Source organism: Pseudoalteromonas sp. CH_XMU1449-3 (assembly GCF_037027245.1).
GTDB lineage: Bacteria > Pseudomonadota > Gammaproteobacteria > Enterobacterales > Alteromonadaceae > Pseudoalteromonas > Pseudoalteromonas shioyasakiensis.
Window position 1 is genome coordinate 64,163 of sequence record NZ_JAYMDY010000012.1, and the last position, 16,039, is coordinate 80,201.

Below are 16,039 nucleotides of genomic sequence, written 5' to 3' on the forward strand. Positions count from 1 at the left end.
CTATGACGATTATGCAAACGGGCTGCGTAATACCATAGTTTCTACACGGTCTGGGCCAGTAGAGATGATATCAACTGGAACACCAGTGATTTCTTCAATACGTTTGATGTAATCAAGTGCCGCTTGTGGTAATTGATCAACTGACGTAGCACCTACTGTGTTTTCTGACCAACCTGGCATCTCTTCATATACTGGTGTTACTTTCTCATAACCTTCAGCTGCTAATGGTGTAACGTTCGTTACTGTGCCATCTTCTAACTGGTAACCTGTACAGATTTTTAGTGTTTCTAAACCGTCTAAAACGTCTAGTTTAGTTAAACAGAAACCTGAGATGCTGTTGATTTGCACTGCGCGGCGCATTGCCACTGCATCTAACCAACCTGTACGGCGTAAACGACCTGTCGTTGCACCGAACTCATGACCTTTGTCACCTAAGTGCTTACCAACTGGATCTTGCTTATCAAGACCGTCGTAAAGCTCTGTAGGGAATGGACCAGAACCTACACGTGTAGTGTAAGCTTTAATAATACCTAGCACGTAATCAAGGTGTAATGGACCAAAACCAGCACCTGTTGCTACACCACCAGCTGTAGTGTTTGATGATGTTACGTACGGGTAAGTACCGTGGTCGATATCAAGTAATGTACCTTGCGCACCTTCAAATAAGATGTTGTCGCCCGCTAAACGCGTTTGATCAAGAAGCTCAGTAACATCAACAACCATTGCTTTTAAGATATCTGCGATAGCCATTGCATCGTCAAATGTCTTTTGGAAGTCAACTGGTTCAGCTTTGTAGTAATGCTCTAATGTGAAGTTATGGTATTCCAATACTTCTTTAAGCTTGCTAGCAAACTGTTCAGGGTTGAATAAGTCACCTACACGTAAACCACGACGTGCTACTTTATCTTCATAAGCTGGACCGATACCACGACCTGTAGTACCAATTGGCTTATCGCCACGTGCTTTTTCACGGGCTAAATCTAATGCAATGTGGAAAGGTAAAATTAATGGACATGCTTCGCTGATTAATAAGCGCTCACGTACTGGTACGCCACGCTCTTCTAGCATGCCGATTTCTTTCATTAATGCTTCTGGTGATAAAACAACACCGTTACCGATCACACACTTAACATTGTCACGTAATACACCCGATGGAATAAGGTGTAAAACCGTCTTTTCACCGTTGATTACCAGAGTATGGCCTGCGTTATGACCACCTTGATAACGAACTACTAAAGATGCTTTGTCTGTAAGGAGGTCAACTACCTTACCCTTACCTTCGTCACCCCATTGGGTGCCTAGTACAACAACGTTTTTACCCATTGCAAATTCACTTAGAAAAAATTAGGACGAGATTTTATCAGAAAACGAGGTGAAAGATCACCCCGTTTAGCTTATTTTTTCTGCGCATGAATTTTTACCTTCTTAATTACTTAAACAACTACATGCAGAACAGGGGTTTATAAAATAGTTCAGGATAAAAATTAATCACGCGCAAAAACAAAAAAGCCCTACATAAAGCAGGGCTTTTCATCACACAAATATTAATTACTGTGCTTTTGTACCTTTCATATAATTAAAGAAGTCGCTATCAGGTGAAATCACCATCACGTCTTGCTTATTTTTAAAGGTGTTTTTGTAAGCTTCTAGGCTACGCACAAAACCGAAGAACTCAGCGTCTTTGTTATAAGCGTTAGCATAGATAGCGGCTGCATCGGCATCACCTTGACCACGTACTGTTCGTGCATTACGCTCAGCGTCTGCAAGCATTACTGTTACACGACGGTCGACTTCTGCACGAATTGTTTCAGCTTTTTCTTGACCTTCAGAACGGTGCTCTTTTGCAACCGCAGTACGCTCAGCACGCATACGTTGGAAGATTGAACTACTCACTTCTTGTGGTAAGTTAATTTGCTTAACGCGTACATCAAGTACTTCAATACCTAGCTCTTGTGCACTTTCAGACGCTTGAACTAATGCTTCTTCCATCAGCTCACTACGCTCACCAGAAACGATCTCTCTGATAGTACGAGAACCGAAATTAGTACGCAGACCGTTGTTCACCTTTTGCTTGAGTAGTGTTTCAGCGTATTGCTTATCACCACGGGCACGCAGGTAGAATGCACTAAAGTCATTAATGCGCCACTTAACATAAGAATCAACGATTAAGTCTTTTTTCTCACTTGTTACGAAACGGTCAGGTGCACCATCTAGCGTTTGAATACGTGCATCTAAACGACGTACTTGGCTAAAGAAAGGCACTTTTAGGTGTAAACCTGGGCCGTATACTACAGCCTTGTCGTCACTGTCTTTTTCAACTTTGCTGAATAACAGTACGATTGCCTTCTCGCCTTCTTGCACAACAAAAATCGCTGAGAAAGACAGCACAACTGCAAGGGCAAGTATTACTAAACTAAAATTTTTCATCTTGCTTATCTCCCCTCATTAAAACGGTCAGTTGCGAAACGGTCATTGCTTGAATTTACCGTGCTGTTACGCGACGTGTTTATTTTATTGCGAAGGTCTTTGATATCACTTGAGCTTGGTAATGCAACACGCGTTGCTGTACCTTGCTTTTCCATGATTTTATCAAGCGGTAAATACATCATGTTATTACCACCTTCAACATCAACTAACACTTTAGAGCTGTTACCTAGCACTTCTTCCATCGCATCGATGTAAAGACGCTTACGAGTTACCTCTTTAGCAGCTTGGTACTCAGGTAATAGCTTTTCAAAACGCGCTACCTCACCTTGTGCTTCTAATGTAATACGTTCACGGTACGCTTCTGCTTCTTGCGTCATACGAGTAACTTGACCACGGGCACGAGGTTCAATTTCACGAGCATAGGCTTCTGCTTCACGGATGAAACGCTCTTCATCTTCTTGTGCAGCAATAGCGTCATCAAACGCGTCTTTTACTTCACCCGGCGGACGTGAATCTTTAAAGTTCACATCGCTTACAATAATACCTAGATTGTATGGCTCGATGATTTTGTTAAGTTCATCCCACGTTTGTTGACGCACTAACTCACGACCTGTTGTTAGTACTTGGTCCATTTTTACGTGGCCAATTACATAACGTAATGCACTATCAAGTGCTTGTTGTAAGCTGTGGTCAGCATCAGTAACACTGAACTTGTAAAGATGTGGGTCGATAACACGGTACTGTACTTCAAACTCTACATTTACCACGTTTTCGTCTTCGGTAAGCATAAAACCTTTAGCAGATAACGAGCGTACCGCTTCGATATCAACAGGGATCACGCGTTCAATGAAGGTCATTTTCCAACGTAAGCCAGGTTCTGCAATGCGATCGTATTGCCCAAATTGTAAAACAATACCGCGCTCAGCTTCTTTTACCGTGTAAATACCACTTAATGCCCATACAATGATGGCAATAATAAGGATGAAAGAAATGCCTGCGCCACCAAGTCCACCGCCGTTTTTACCTGGCTTATTACCACCAAATAAACCGCCAAACTTGTTGCCGAACTTACGCATTACCTCGTCTAAATCAGGTGGGCCTTGATCTTTTCCGCCTTTATTATTCCACGGATCTTTATCATTGCCATTATTACCCGGTTCATTCCAGGCCATAGCTATACTCCATTGTTATCTAAATGAATTAGGTTAAATCTATCAAATCTACAGCATTTCTCATACTAAAAAAGACAAATGCTGGTGATTTTTAATCAGTCACTACGAAAGAGTCTAGGTCTTGTCCCATCTCTTTTTTCAAGCGATTCCATTCTGCCATTGGCAAGCGTACCGATAATAACCAGTTTCCTTGCTCATCAAAACACTCTTGATGAACTGCATTTAAGTTGAATAATGCTGCGCGAATACGACCATGTTGTGGTGGTAATTTTAGCTCATCAGCAAACATCTTTTTGGCAAGTAACTCATTAATTGCCTCACTTAGCAGTTCACAACCAACGCCTGTGCGCGCCGACAACCAGACTCGTACTGGCTGACCTTCGTCGTTTCTATCTATACGTGGCGCAACGTCATCTAGCGCATCAATTTTGTTATAAACCAATAATTGCGGCACTTCATCTGCTTCGATTTCTTTTAAAACAGACTGTACTTGCTCAATATTTTCTTTTCGACGAGGGTCTGCCACATCGATAACATGTAGCTGTAAATCAGCTTCACGGGTTTCTGTTAAGGTTGCTTTAAATGCTGCAACAAGGTCGTGTGGTAAGTGACGAATAAAACCTACCGTATCAGCTAAAATAATTGGACCTATATCGCCGATATCCAACTTACGTAAGGTTGGATCTAGGGTTGCGAATAACTGGTCAGCAGCATACACATCTGAGTCTGTAATACGGTTAAATAACGTTGATTTACCCGCATTGGTGTAACCTACCAGTGACACCGTTGGGATTTCATTTCGCGTACGCGCACGTCGTCCCTGCTCACGTTGAACAGCCACTTTATCTAAACGGGCACGAATGTTTTTAATTCTTGCGCGCAGTAATCGTCTATCGGTTTCGAGCTGGGTTTCACCCGGACCACGTAAACCTATCCCACCTTTTTGTCTTTCAAGGTGGGTCCAACCACGGATCAAGCGAGTAGAAATGTGGCGTAACTGAGCTAACTCAACCTGAAGCTTACCTTCGTGAGTACGCGCTCGCTGCGCAAAAATATCTAAGATCAAACTCGTACGATCAAGAACGCGGCACTGGCAAACGCTTTCTAAATTACGTTCCTGTGACGGGCTAAGTTGATGGTTGAAAATGATGACATCTGCATTGTGGATTTTGACAGTTTCAGCGATTTCTTCTGCTTTTCCGGTCCCGACGAAAAGTTTCGGATGTGGTGCTTGACGACTGCCTTGCACAATCGCCAAACTACTAACACCAGCAGAAGATACCAACAACTCTAATTCGTGAAGATCTTCGCGATCCCCCTCTTTAGGTAAGTCGATATGAACTAAAACTGCCTGTTCGCCGGCTTCATAACGGTCAAACAAGCATTACGCTCCTAAGTTTAAAAATTTCCAGATTCTTGCTCTTCTGAATCATCACTTCCTTGAACGCCTTGGAAGTTAACAGAACGCGCTGGAACAACAGTTGAAATAGCGTGTTTATACACCATTTGATTTACGGTGTTTTCAAGTAAAATAACAAATTGGTCAAATGACTGGATTTTACCCTGCAATTTAATGCCATTAACCAAAAAGATTGATACTGGAATGCGCTCACGACGTAACGCATTTAAAAATGGGTCTTGTAACGACTGGCCTTTTGCCATGTTATTTTCCTTCGTTCTAGGTGTTATTATAATTAAGTAGCTGAACTAATTTAACAAAGCTAAAAAACTTCCAGCTACTACTAGCTTAGCGAACTTACTACACGTTGCAAGTTTTCTTCATCACCCGTGGTCAACCAAGTTACTTCAGGCCAACCTCTTAACCAAGTGAGTTGTCGCTTGGCTAACTGCCGTGTGGCTGCAATACCACGAAAGACCATTTCATCATAGTCAATTTCGCCAGCAATGTAATCCCACATTTGTCTATAACCCACACAACGAATCGAAGGCAGGTCTGGGTGTAAATCCTTACGTTTATATAGGGATGAAACTTCATTTTCAAACCCCTGATCGAGCATTATTTTAAACCTTTTCTCAATTCGCTGATGTAATTCACTGCGATCATCAGGTGCAATGGCAAATTGATGGAAAGTATAAGGAAGCTCAGGCTGCTTTTGTTTTTGCAGCTCAGTCATTGTTTTACCTGTAATACGATACACTTCTAATGCACGATTAATTCTTTGCGAATCATTTTCGCTCATTTTTTTTGCTGCATCAGGATCGATTTTCACAAGTTCTTTGTGCAAATGTGGCCAGCCAAACTGCTTTGCTTCCTTTTCGAGTTCAGCACGTACTTCAGGTGATGCCTCTGGTAACGGTGATAAGCCATCAATAAGCGACTTAAAATACATCATTGTACCGCCAACCAATACAGGTACTTTACCTTGCTGATGAAATAGATCAATCTTTTCAATTGCATCACGGCGAAAATCTGCCACTGAATAACTATCTGCTGGGTCGATAATATCAATTAAGTGATGTGGCGCACGAGCAAGCTCTTCGGCATTTGGCTTTGCGGTGCCGATGTCCATATCTTTATAGACTAATGCTGAATCAACACTGATTATTTCTGTGTTTAAATGCTCACACAAAGAAATTGCTAAATCTGTTTTCCCTGCAGCGGTTGGTCCCATTAAAAAAATGACGGGTAAGTTATTCAAGCCTAAATACCTTGCTTAGTTTAAAAACTGAGATAGTTCTATTTTAACTGCTTTTTGACGTAAACGTTGCATAGTTTGTGGATTATTTTCTAACCGAGCCACTTGCTCCAAAAAGGCTTGGCTTGCGTAATAGCGTGCTGGGATTTGCTGAGCTAACCAAGCTAACCATTCATCGAGTGAACTTGGTGAGGCTTTACAGCCAGCAATAAGTCGCTCAATAGCATCACTTACATCAAGTAAATAGACACAAGGCGGAAGCTTTTTCACCATCACAAACTGTTTTTCAATGACTAAATCAAAACCAAGTAATGTAAACCACGACTGCTGAGCATTTAAAGCACGAATATCATCAGCACTTGCATTTACTCGCACAGGTAACAACAAGGCTTTGCCATCAAGGCTACCTGCTTGCTCTACGTGCGCTTGCCAGTCGAGTGCTAATGCATGCTTAAAGTGCGCAGCAAAGAGTTGGTTGTCTTCACTAAATACGCACTCGCCTTCTCGTACATGAATAAGCTTGGCAAGTTTTGCTTGCTCTACAACCGGTGCTGTAACACTTGGTTCAGGGCGTACTTGGTCAAAATGCGCAGCATGTTGCTCGCTGATCCCTTGATAAAATGCATTGACATCTTGGTGCGATGTTTTACTGCGACCTTGACTGTCGCTACTAAACCCACCGCCAGAGCGCCCTGCTCCTGTTGCCCCTGAATAACTCGCTGAACGTGTCGGCTGTAATTCAGATTTAGGGTAATCATACTGCTCTGTTGGCGCTGATTGAGTAAAACTTGGCTGTGTGCTGCTTGAGTGCGCCTCATCAAACGGAGCATGCTGAAAAGCAGTGTCATTATGCTCTGTAAAACCAGCTTCGTGCTGAAGCGGCACCACCACTTGTTTTATTGCCTGTAGAATAAAGTCATGCACTAAACGGCCTTGATGAAAACGCACTTCATGTTTTGCTGGGTGCACGTTTACATCGACCTGACGTGGGTCAATATCAATATAAATGACAAAACCTGGTAGCTCTTCAGAGCCTGCGACTTCTTCAAAGGCTTGGCGAATTGCATGCAGAATGAGTTTATCGCGCATCATGCGATTATTCACATAGGTATATTGCGTGCTATTAGTTGAGCCCACGGGTAATACCCAACCTCGCAGCATCAAACCGGCCTCACCTGATTGAATATGTAGCCCCTGTTCACTAAACGCTTTACCAGCAACTTGAGCGACACGCGCTATTGCTTGCTCAGGGTTTGGTTTAGCACGATATTGGCGCACTACTTTACCGTTATGGGTCAGGGTGATAGAAACATCAAAACGACTCAGCGCAATGCGTTTTATGAGCTCATCAATATGTGAAAACTCGGTTTTCTCGGTGCGAAGAAATTTACGGCGCGCAGGGGTATTAAAGAATAAGTCTTTCACCTCAATGGTAGTGCCATCAGGGTGTGCGGTTGGCTTAATCTGCACCGCCATATCGCGACCTTCAGCAAACGCTTGCCATGCAGCCTCTTGCTGCTTTGGCTTTGAGCTTAAGGTTAAGCGAGAAACAGAACTAATTGATGCTAACGCTTCACCACGAAAGCCAAGTGAACAGATGTTCTCTAGGTCATCGAGTGACTTAAGCTTACTCGTAGCATGGCGCGACAAGGCTAATGTTAGCTCATCTTTATTAATGCCAGAGCCATTATCGCGAATGCGAATAAGCTTATGACCACCACGCTCAATATCTATTTGAATGCGCGTTGCGCCAGCATCTAAACTATTTTCTACCAGCTCTTTAACAACGGATGCTGGGCGTTCAACCACTTCACCCGCAGCAATTTGGTTAGCCAATCGCGCGGGTAGTATTTCTATACTCATAGTGTTCCTAACACGAAAATTGACTAGCTTTGAGGAATATCAAGCTCTTGACCAATGAACAAGGTATTCGATTTTAAGTTGTTGGCCGTTTTTAGCTTACTCACCGAGGTGTTATATCTGCTTGCTAAAATACTTAACGATTCACCAGGGCGAACTTTGTGCTTAGTCGGAAACTGCGATTTTAACTTAGCGAATAGCGAGTCATCTGGCGGGTTTTGCATATAGTAATTTTTAATCGAGGTGAAAATTGCTTTAGCTAAGCGCTCCTGATGCTGCGCCGTTTTTAGCATTCGCTCTTCGCGTGGATTCGAAATAAACCCTGTTTCAACCAAAATAGACGGAATATCTGGTGACTTTAATACTGCAAGGCTCGCCGCTTGCGGGCGTTTCTTATGCATTTTAGCCACTTTTCGTAATTCGCTGACCACTTCTTCCGCGACACTAAAGCCTGTTTTCATCGAGTGATCCATCGACATATCTAGCAGTGCTTGCGCTAAATATTTTTCGCTTGCGGTATCTTTTAATACCCCAGCTGCACCACCTAAAAGCTCTGAGTGTTTTTCTTTATCCTCAATCCATTTACCAATTTCTGAATTTGCACGGCGTAGTGATAGCACCCACACTGAGGCACCGTTTGGTTGCGGGCTGGTAAAGGCATCCGCATGAATCGACACAAAGAAGTCAGCTTTTTTCTTACGGGCAATGCTAGTACGGGTGTTTAAATTTACAAAGTAGTCACTGCGGCGCACCATGCGCGAAATCATGCCTTTTTCAGCATCAATCATTCGCTCTAAGCGCTTCGCTATTTGTAGCGTAATATCTTTTTCATAAGTGCCTGAGGGACCAATTGAACCAGGATCTTCACCACCATGACCTGCGTCAATGGCAATAACAATATCGCGCTCTTGATGAAGCTCACGCTTTTTCACATTGGTGTTAGTCGAAACAACAGGCTCTGCCTTCGGTGTTTTATCAACCAGGTCAACCACTAAACGATGCTTGTATGGATCGGTAGGCAGTAAAGCAAATACCACTGGTTTGCTGGCACGGGCTAGCTCAAAAACAAAGCGCACACTTTTGCTGTCTTTAGGTTTTGAGTAACGCAGTTTTGAAACAATCTGATGCTTTTTAGGAATAGCAGGCAAGCTATCTAGTTTGTCGGTATTTTTTAAATCAATGACTAAACGAGCTGGATTTTTCAGCATGAAATAGCTGAAATCAGGTTTATCGTTTAAATCAAAGACCACACGAGTGCTGTCAGGTGAAGGCCACACACGTACGCTATTAATAGTATTTTGTGCAAGCGCAATTTGGCTCACAACCAATAACATCAAAGTAGTTAATAGTTTAAACGTACAACGACCCATTTTTACTAATACACCTTTATTTTTATATGTTTATTCTTGCGCGCTCTTAAGTTGCTGAACAATTGACTGACCACGTTCGGTTAAGCTGTTAATTGCAATGGCACGCGCCTCGCCTTCATAGCGTAGGGTGATATCAAGATCCGGTGTTGGAATAAATTCGCCGCCTTTTTCAGGCCATTCCACAACACAAATAGCCTGTGGTGAAAAATAGTCACGAATTCCCATATATTCAAGTTCTTCAGGGTCACCTAAGCGATATAAATCAAAGTGATAGACATCAGCTTTAGCTAATTGGTAAGGCTCAACCAGTGTATAAGTTGGACTCTTAACCTTACCTTGATGACCGAAACCTTGCACGATACCACGGGTTAATGTCGTTTTACCGGCACCTAAATCACCATGTAAATAGATGACTGCTCCTTGCTCCATTAAGGTTGCAAGTTGCTTACCCATATTAACCGTTGCTACTTCATCAGCGAGTGGAAAACCAACACTGTCGGTCATTATTACCTCATGAAAAACTAAAAACACATTACTTTGTTAATCATACCAGAATAATTTTGTAAGGCGAGAGCCGCTCTTATGCCTAATTTGACAAAAAAAAGCCGGCAAAGTTGCCGGCTTTTTAGCTTAAACAGAATTTTGTTTACAGACCTAGTTTCTTCTCAAGGTAGTGGATGTTTGTACCACCGTTTTGGAAGTTCTCATCTGCCAAGATTTTCTTGTGCAGTGGTGTGTTGGTCTTGATGCCATCGATCACTAATTCGTTTAACGCATTGCGTGAACGAGCAATAGCTACATCACGGTTTTCACCGTAACAGATCAGCTTACCAATCATTGAATCGTAATGAGGTGGTACTGTGTAATCTGCGTAGATGTGGCTGTCCCAACGAATACCTAAACCGCCAGCAGGGTGGAATCGCGTGATTTTACCTGGTGATGGAATAAAGGTGTCTGGGTCTTCCGCATTAATACGGCACTCAATTGCATGACCACGAATAACCACATCTTCTTGTGTGAATGATAATGGCTGGCCAGCTGCAATTTTTAGCTGTTCTTTGATTAAGTCAACGCCAGTGACCATTTCTGTTACTGGGTGCTCAACCTGAATACGGGTATTCATTTCGATGAAATAGAACTCGCCGTTTTCGTATAAGAATTCGAACGTACCTGCACCGCGATAACCAATTTCGATACATGCACGAGTACAACGGTCACCGATGAACTTACGCATTTCAGCTGTGATACCTGGTGCTGGCGCTTCTTCAACAACTTTTTGGTGACGACGTTGCATTGAACAATCACGCTCACCTAAGTGAACTGCATTGCCTTGGCCATCAGCAAGTACTTGAACTTCGATGTGACGAGGGTTTTCAAGGAATTTTTCCATGTAAACCATGCCATTACCAAAGAACTGCTTTGCTTCTTGCTGAGTAAGAGCGATTGAATCAATCAGTTCTTTTTCGCTGCGAACAACACGCATACCACGACCACCGCCGCCGCCTGCTGCTTTAATGATTACAGGGTAACCAATACGCTTAGCGATTTGAATGTTGCGCTCACTGTCTGCCGTTAATGGGCCATCAGAACCTGGTACACAAGGTACACCGGCTTTACGCATCGCTTCGATTGCAGAAACTTTGTCACCCATTAAACGAATTGTGTCGCCTTTAGGACCGATAAATACAAAGCCGCTTTGCTCAACTTGATCAGCAAAGTCTGCATTTTCAGAAAGGAAACCATAACCTGGGTGGATAGCAACTGCGTCTGTTACTTCTGCCGCTGCAATAATGCGCGGAATATCTAAGTAACTTTCAGTGGCTGCTGGTTTACCAATACAAATTGTTTCGTCTGCCAGTAACACGTGCTTAAGATCACGGTCTGCCGTTGAATGCACAGCAACAGTTTTGATCCCAAGCTCTTTGCAGGCGCGCAGTACGCGAAGTGCAATTTCACCTCGGTTTGCAATGACTACTTTATCTAACATAGAGTTGGCCTTTTGTTGCGCTATTATTCAATGATGAATAAAGGTTGATCGAATTCTACTGGCTCGCCATTTTCAACTAAGATAGCTTTTACTGTGCCTGCTTTATCAGATTCGATTTGGTTCATCATCTTCATTGCTTCAACGATACATAACGTATCGCCAACATTTACTTTAGAACCTACTTCTACGTATGGTGATGCTTCTGGAGAAGCCGCTGAGTAGAATGAGCCAACCATAGGAGATTTAACTTGATGGCCAGTCGGTGCAGCTGGAGCAGCCGCTTCTGCTGCTGGAGCCTCTGCTACTGGAGCTGGTGCCGCTGCTGGCGCAGGTGCTGCAAACTGTTGTGGTGCATACTGCATTGCAGGTGCTGCAGACATATTGTTACGATTGATGCGTACTGACTCTTCACCTTCAGTGATTTCTAATTCAGCAATACCAGATTCTTCTACTAATTCGATAAGTTTTTTGATCTTGCGAATATCCATTGAACGACCCGCCTGTTAGTTATTTAAAAATTAATGTGTGTTTTGCAACCGGCTAACAGCAGCTTCAAGTGCCACCTTATAACCCATTGCTCCTAATCCAATAATGACGCCTTGTGCCACATCCGAAAAATACGAATGATGACGGAATGCTTCTCGAGCATGCACATTAGTTAAATGCACCTCGTAAAAGGGAATGTTTACACTAAGTAATGCATCCCGTAAGGCTACGCTTGTATGCGTAAATGCAGCAGGGTTGATAATAATTGCATCAACCGTTTGCCATGCATCGTGAATGCGTTCTATTAATGCAGCTTCACTGTTACTTTGGAAATGCGTTAAATCAACATTGAGACCGGCAGCAACCTGACTAAGTTCAGCTATAATCTCATCAAGAGATTGAGTACCGTACTTTTCTGGTTCACGCTTGCCAAGCATGTTTAAATTTGGCCCATTTAGAACTAAAAGTTTGAATTTTGCAGCCATAATACGCGATATATCCTATAAGTAAGCAGTTTAACCATATTCATCATAAACCCACGCTTAACCTAAGCGTACTGATGTAAAATAGCAACTATTTCTCACGTTAACCACCTATTATAGATATTTCGACGTAAATAGCAGCAAAATACTGGTCTAATCACTCCCTATTCGTGGCAAAGTCAAGCATAGCAAGGCACACAACAGTGTCATTCTAAGCGTTTTCCTGCTGATTAATTGAGCTTCAATCAGTGAATTTGCCATTTTTCACTTAAAATAAGTATTTTTTACGATGCAGATACAAAAACGCCACTCAGATGAGTGGCGTTTTGCTATTTTCTTGCACGTTTGCGTTTATTTAGCGCTATTTCGAACTTTTGCTAAATGTTCTGCAAAGTCTTTGGCATTTAAAAAGCCTGTTACCCGTTGCTCTAAAAGCTCATTACCTTGGCTGTCAAAGAACAAAATGCTCGGTAAACCGAATACCGTGTATTCTTCCATTAGCTCTATGGTTTTTGCATCGCTTTGTGTTAAATCGATTTGAATTAACTCAAAGTGAGCAAATTGCTCTTGCACTTTAGCGTCAGGAAACGTGTAATGCTCAAACTCTTTACACGCAACACACCAATCGGCATATAAGTCGACCATTACTAAGCGCCCTTCGCTACTTGCCTGTGCAATTTCTTCTTTTAATTCACTTAGATTAGCAACTTGTCTAAAACCATGAGTTTGTACAGCAGCTTCAGCAACCACCGCTTTACTAGGCCAAAAATAATTTTTCGTTAAACTCGCCCCAGTCACAACCAATAAGGTTGCAGCAAACCACAATGCTGTTTTTAGCTTGCCTTGTGATTGACCACTTTGCCAATGGTGTAAATAAAGCGCTGTAGCAAGAGCTAATAAACCCGCCATTAACCAAATGATTTCAATATCAACAATACGCTCAAGCAGAATAAGTGGTACAACTAGCATAATGAAACCAAATAGGGTTTTCACTTGCTCCATCCAACCACCGGCTTTTGGTAGTAATTTACCGCCAGAAGTCCCCAGTAATAATAACGGTAAGCCCATGCCTAAACTGAGCACATAAAGTGTTAAACCACCGACAAGATAGTCACCACTTTGCGCCACATAAAGTAAAGCAGCTGACAATGGTGCTGTTGTACACGGTGAGGCAATCAAACCAGACAATACACCCATCATAAATACGCCAACATAGTTGCCGCCTTTTTGCTGGTTACTAACCTGAGTGAGCTTATTCATCATGCCGCTAGGTAATTTGATTTCGTACCAGCCAAACATCGACATTGCCAATAATACAAATAAGATACTAAAGCTAATTAGTACAGTAGGATGCTGTAAATACCCTTGTACTTGCCCACCTAATGATGCAACCACTAAGCCCAGTGCTGCGTAAGTAACGGCCATACCTTGTACATATACAAACGACAGCGAGAACGCTTTTTTAGTCGATAAATTCTGCTGACCCGCTATAAGGCTCGACAAAATCGGAAACATTGGGAATACGCATGGCGTAAAGGCAAGACCAACACCAACTAAAAAGAAGATTACTAGGTTAGTTAGTAAACCTTGCGATGCCAGCTTATCGGTATATGACTGCTCACCAGCTGGTTTTGAAAGTTCTTGAGAAGGGGCTGATGACGCTTCATTAGTATCGGCTGCTTGTGTTAATGCAGCCAATGCATTCCCCGCATCTGCAGCCTGTGATACTTGCTCACCTGCAATCAAAGATAAAGGAATGGTTCTAACTTCTGGCGGATAACATAACCCCGCCTCAGCACAGCCTTGAAAACGCACTTTAACAACCGCACCTTCTGTGACGTTACTAAGCTTAGAAACCACACTTAACGAATCAAAGAATACCTCGGTCTTACCAAAAAATTCATCCTCAATAATCACGCCCTTGCCAAGATCAGGAATTTCAATATCTGCGCCTTTGGCAATAATTTCGACTTTCTTCTTATAAAGGTAATAATCAGGCGCAATATCCCAGCCAATAAATAAGGTTTTGCCTTGCTGGTCAAAATCGAAAACAAAAGCCTGATCAACTGGGAGAAATGTTTGCTCCGCAGGTTGTAGTAGATTTCCAAGTAAATTGTTATTACTTGCGCTTGCTGGCATTAGCCACAATGCACAAAGTAATAAAAGGAACGATCGCATTAATTAAGTACCTCATCCATCCAATTAAAATAGGCTAAATTGCCTGTAGCCACATCAACGACCTGAATTTCAGGCACCTCATAACTATGCAATTTCTTGATAGTTTGGATCACCTCATTCATTTTTTCTGACTTAGTTTTGATCAGTAACTTACTCTCAATAGCTTGAGTCACCTCGCCTTCCCACATGTAAATAGATTCAATAGTAGGCAAAATGTTCACACAAGCAGCTAGCTTTTCTTTAACTAGATGTTGTGCCAACTGACGGGCTTCAGCCTCATTTGCACAAGTAGTAAAAATAAGTCGAAAATGCGTAGTCATAAGGAACCTTTATTTGATTACGTGAGTCGCACCATAGTATCCGATAGTAACTATAATGTGTAGCGAGCAAGGTGATCCTAGGTTCCGTCTTGAAAAATGACCTGCTCACCCCAATTTATATTTCACTGACTCGAAAGAGAATGACATTTTTTAGAGAGCGTTATGTTTAGATTTTTGTTTTTGTTATTTATTTTAGTGCCGATTGTGGAGATCGCGTTACTCATCCAAGTGAGTGAAGTGATCGGCGGCTTTGCCACCATAGCGCTTGTAATTGTGACCGCGATTGTCGGTGCAAAATTAGTGAAGCAGCAAGGTATGGGCGCGATTCAAAACGTGCAATTACAAATGGCACAAGGGCAAATGCCTGCAAAAGAATTATTTACTGGATTATGTGTCATTATCGCCGGTGTTTTATTAATGACACCAGGCATCATGACTGACTTCTTTGGCTTTTTACTACTTACGCCAGCAATCCGCAACAAACTGGCTGCAGGACTTGCCAGCCAAGCGACTGTGCGTATGAGTTCGCAGGCAAATCAAGGCTCTGCACACTTCCAATATCATAGTAAAACAACCACTCATGAAGAGCCAAACCATCAACCTACAACTATTGATGGTGAATTTGAGCGAAAAGATTAAAATTTTTTAATTTTTGTACTTGGATTTTTTTAAGCCACCCCCATTAATGAAGGCAATGAAACGCAACGGGTGGCTTAGCACTCCCCTGCAATAACACAAGATTTTTTCTGTACTGTTCAGAAACTGTTAGGAGAACTAAATAAATGAACATTCGTCCTTTACATGATCGCGTCATCGTTAAGCGTCTAGAAGAAGAAACTAAGTCTGCTGGCGGTATTGTATTAACTGGCTCTGCAGCTGAAAAATCAACTCGCGGAGAAGTTATCGCTGTTGGTAATGGCCGTGTTTTAGACAACGGTGAAGTAAGAGCATTAGAAGTTAAAGCCGGTGACACTGTGCTGTTCGGCTCTTATGTTGAAAAAGCTGAAAAGATCGAAGGTCAAGAGTACCTGATCATGCGTGAAGATAACATTCTAGGCATTGTAGGCTAATCCTACTTTTCGTTTAGCAACCCGTTTACA

The 16,039-nt window shown here is 42.4% G+C and carries 16 protein-coding genes; 2 read left to right on the forward strand and 14 right to left on the reverse strand.

Translation table 11 applies throughout. From position 1 onward, the window contains the following. Positions 1-9 precede the first annotated feature (9 nt). From WA256_RS15060 to cutA, 14 genes are all read right to left on the reverse strand, one after another. Positions 10-1,323 carry an adenylosuccinate synthase gene (locus WA256_RS15060; protein ID WP_054552439.1) on the reverse strand — a complete coding sequence of 438 codons (1,314 nt, stop codon included), beginning with the start codon at positions 1,321-1,323 and terminating at the stop codon, positions 10-12. Positions 1,324-1,548: 225 nt separating this feature from the next. Beyond that, complete coding sequence (gene hflC, locus WA256_RS15065; protein ID WP_062566639.1) at positions 1,549-2,427, reverse strand: protease modulator HflC; 879 nt, start codon at positions 2,425-2,427, stop codon at positions 1,549-1,551. 5 nt (positions 2,428-2,432) lie between these two features. Beyond that, the gene (hflK, locus tag WA256_RS15070) at positions 2,433-3,599 is read right to left on the reverse strand and encodes an FtsH protease activity modulator HflK (RefSeq protein ID WP_054563492.1); all 1,167 of its coding nucleotides are present in this window, start codon (positions 3,597-3,599) and stop codon (positions 2,433-2,435) included. A gap of 91 nt (positions 3,600-3,690) precedes the next feature. Further along, a complete protein-coding gene (gene hflX / locus WA256_RS15075; protein ID WP_054563491.1) occupies positions 3,691-4,980 on the reverse strand; it encodes a ribosome rescue GTPase HflX in 1,290 nt (429 codons plus the stop codon). 17 nt (positions 4,981-4,997) lie between these two features. Beyond that, entirely contained in the window at positions 4,998-5,261 is a 264-nt protein-coding gene (gene hfq / locus WA256_RS15080) for an RNA chaperone Hfq (RefSeq protein WP_054552435.1), read from the reverse strand. Positions 5,262-5,341: 80 nt separating this feature from the next. After that, positions 5,342-6,259 carry a tRNA (adenosine(37)-N6)-dimethylallyltransferase MiaA gene (gene miaA, locus WA256_RS15085; protein ID WP_082710980.1) on the reverse strand — a complete coding sequence of 306 codons (918 nt, stop codon included), beginning with the start codon at positions 6,257-6,259 and terminating at the stop codon, positions 5,342-5,344. A 15-nt stretch (positions 6,260-6,274) separates the two neighbouring features. Then, entirely contained in the window at positions 6,275-8,119 is a 1,845-nt protein-coding gene (mutL, locus tag WA256_RS15090) for a DNA mismatch repair endonuclease MutL (protein WP_332394108.1), read from the reverse strand. Positions 8,120-8,142: 23 nt separating this feature from the next. Further along, the gene (locus WA256_RS15095) at positions 8,143-9,450 is read right to left on the reverse strand and encodes an N-acetylmuramoyl-L-alanine amidase (RefSeq protein WP_335992579.1); all 1,308 of its coding nucleotides are present in this window, start codon (positions 9,448-9,450) and stop codon (positions 8,143-8,145) included. A gap of 66 nt (positions 9,451-9,516) precedes the next feature. Beyond that, complete coding sequence (gene tsaE, locus WA256_RS15100) at positions 9,517-9,990, reverse strand: tRNA (adenosine(37)-N6)-threonylcarbamoyltransferase complex ATPase subunit type 1 TsaE (RefSeq protein WP_335992547.1); 474 nt, start codon at positions 9,988-9,990, stop codon at positions 9,517-9,519. A gap of 142 nt (positions 9,991-10,132) precedes the next feature. Further along, positions 10,133-11,473, reverse strand: a complete 1,341-nt coding sequence (accC, locus tag WA256_RS15105; RefSeq protein WP_054552430.1) for an acetyl-CoA carboxylase biotin carboxylase subunit — start codon at positions 11,471-11,473, stop codon at positions 10,133-10,135. Between the two features lie 23 nt (positions 11,474-11,496). Beyond that, on the reverse strand, positions 11,497-11,961 hold the full coding sequence (gene accB / locus WA256_RS15110) for an acetyl-CoA carboxylase biotin carboxyl carrier protein (RefSeq protein ID WP_335992550.1): 465 nt from the start codon (positions 11,959-11,961) through the stop codon (positions 11,497-11,499). 30 nt (positions 11,962-11,991) lie between these two features. Next, positions 11,992-12,444 (reverse strand): type II 3-dehydroquinate dehydratase, encoded by a 453-nt coding sequence (gene aroQ / locus WA256_RS15115; protein WP_062566645.1) that lies wholly within the window; start codon positions 12,442-12,444, stop codon positions 11,992-11,994. A gap of 348 nt (positions 12,445-12,792) precedes the next feature. Next, positions 12,793-14,619 carry a protein-disulfide reductase DsbD gene (locus WA256_RS15120; RefSeq protein WP_335992552.1) on the reverse strand — a complete coding sequence of 609 codons (1,827 nt, stop codon included), beginning with the start codon at positions 14,617-14,619 and terminating at the stop codon, positions 12,793-12,795. Continuing rightward, positions 14,619-14,939, reverse strand: a complete 321-nt coding sequence (gene cutA, locus WA256_RS15125) for a divalent-cation tolerance protein CutA (RefSeq protein WP_054552426.1) — start codon at positions 14,937-14,939, stop codon at positions 14,619-14,621. Before cutA ends, WA256_RS15120 begins: the two co-directional genes overlap by 1 nt. Before the next feature lie 162 nt (positions 14,940-15,101). Between cutA and WA256_RS15130 the strand changes: the two genes are divergently transcribed. Together WA256_RS15130 and WA256_RS15135 are read left to right on the forward strand one after the other, a co-directional pair. Further along, positions 15,102-15,578 carry an FxsA family protein gene (locus WA256_RS15130; protein ID WP_054552425.1) on the forward strand — a complete coding sequence of 159 codons (477 nt, stop codon included), beginning with the start codon at positions 15,102-15,104 and terminating at the stop codon, positions 15,576-15,578. A 143-nt stretch (positions 15,579-15,721) separates the two neighbouring features. Beyond that, a complete protein-coding gene (locus WA256_RS15135) occupies positions 15,722-16,009 on the forward strand; it encodes a co-chaperone GroES (RefSeq protein WP_036973362.1) in 288 nt (95 codons plus the stop codon). Positions 16,010-16,039 lie beyond the last annotated feature (30 nt).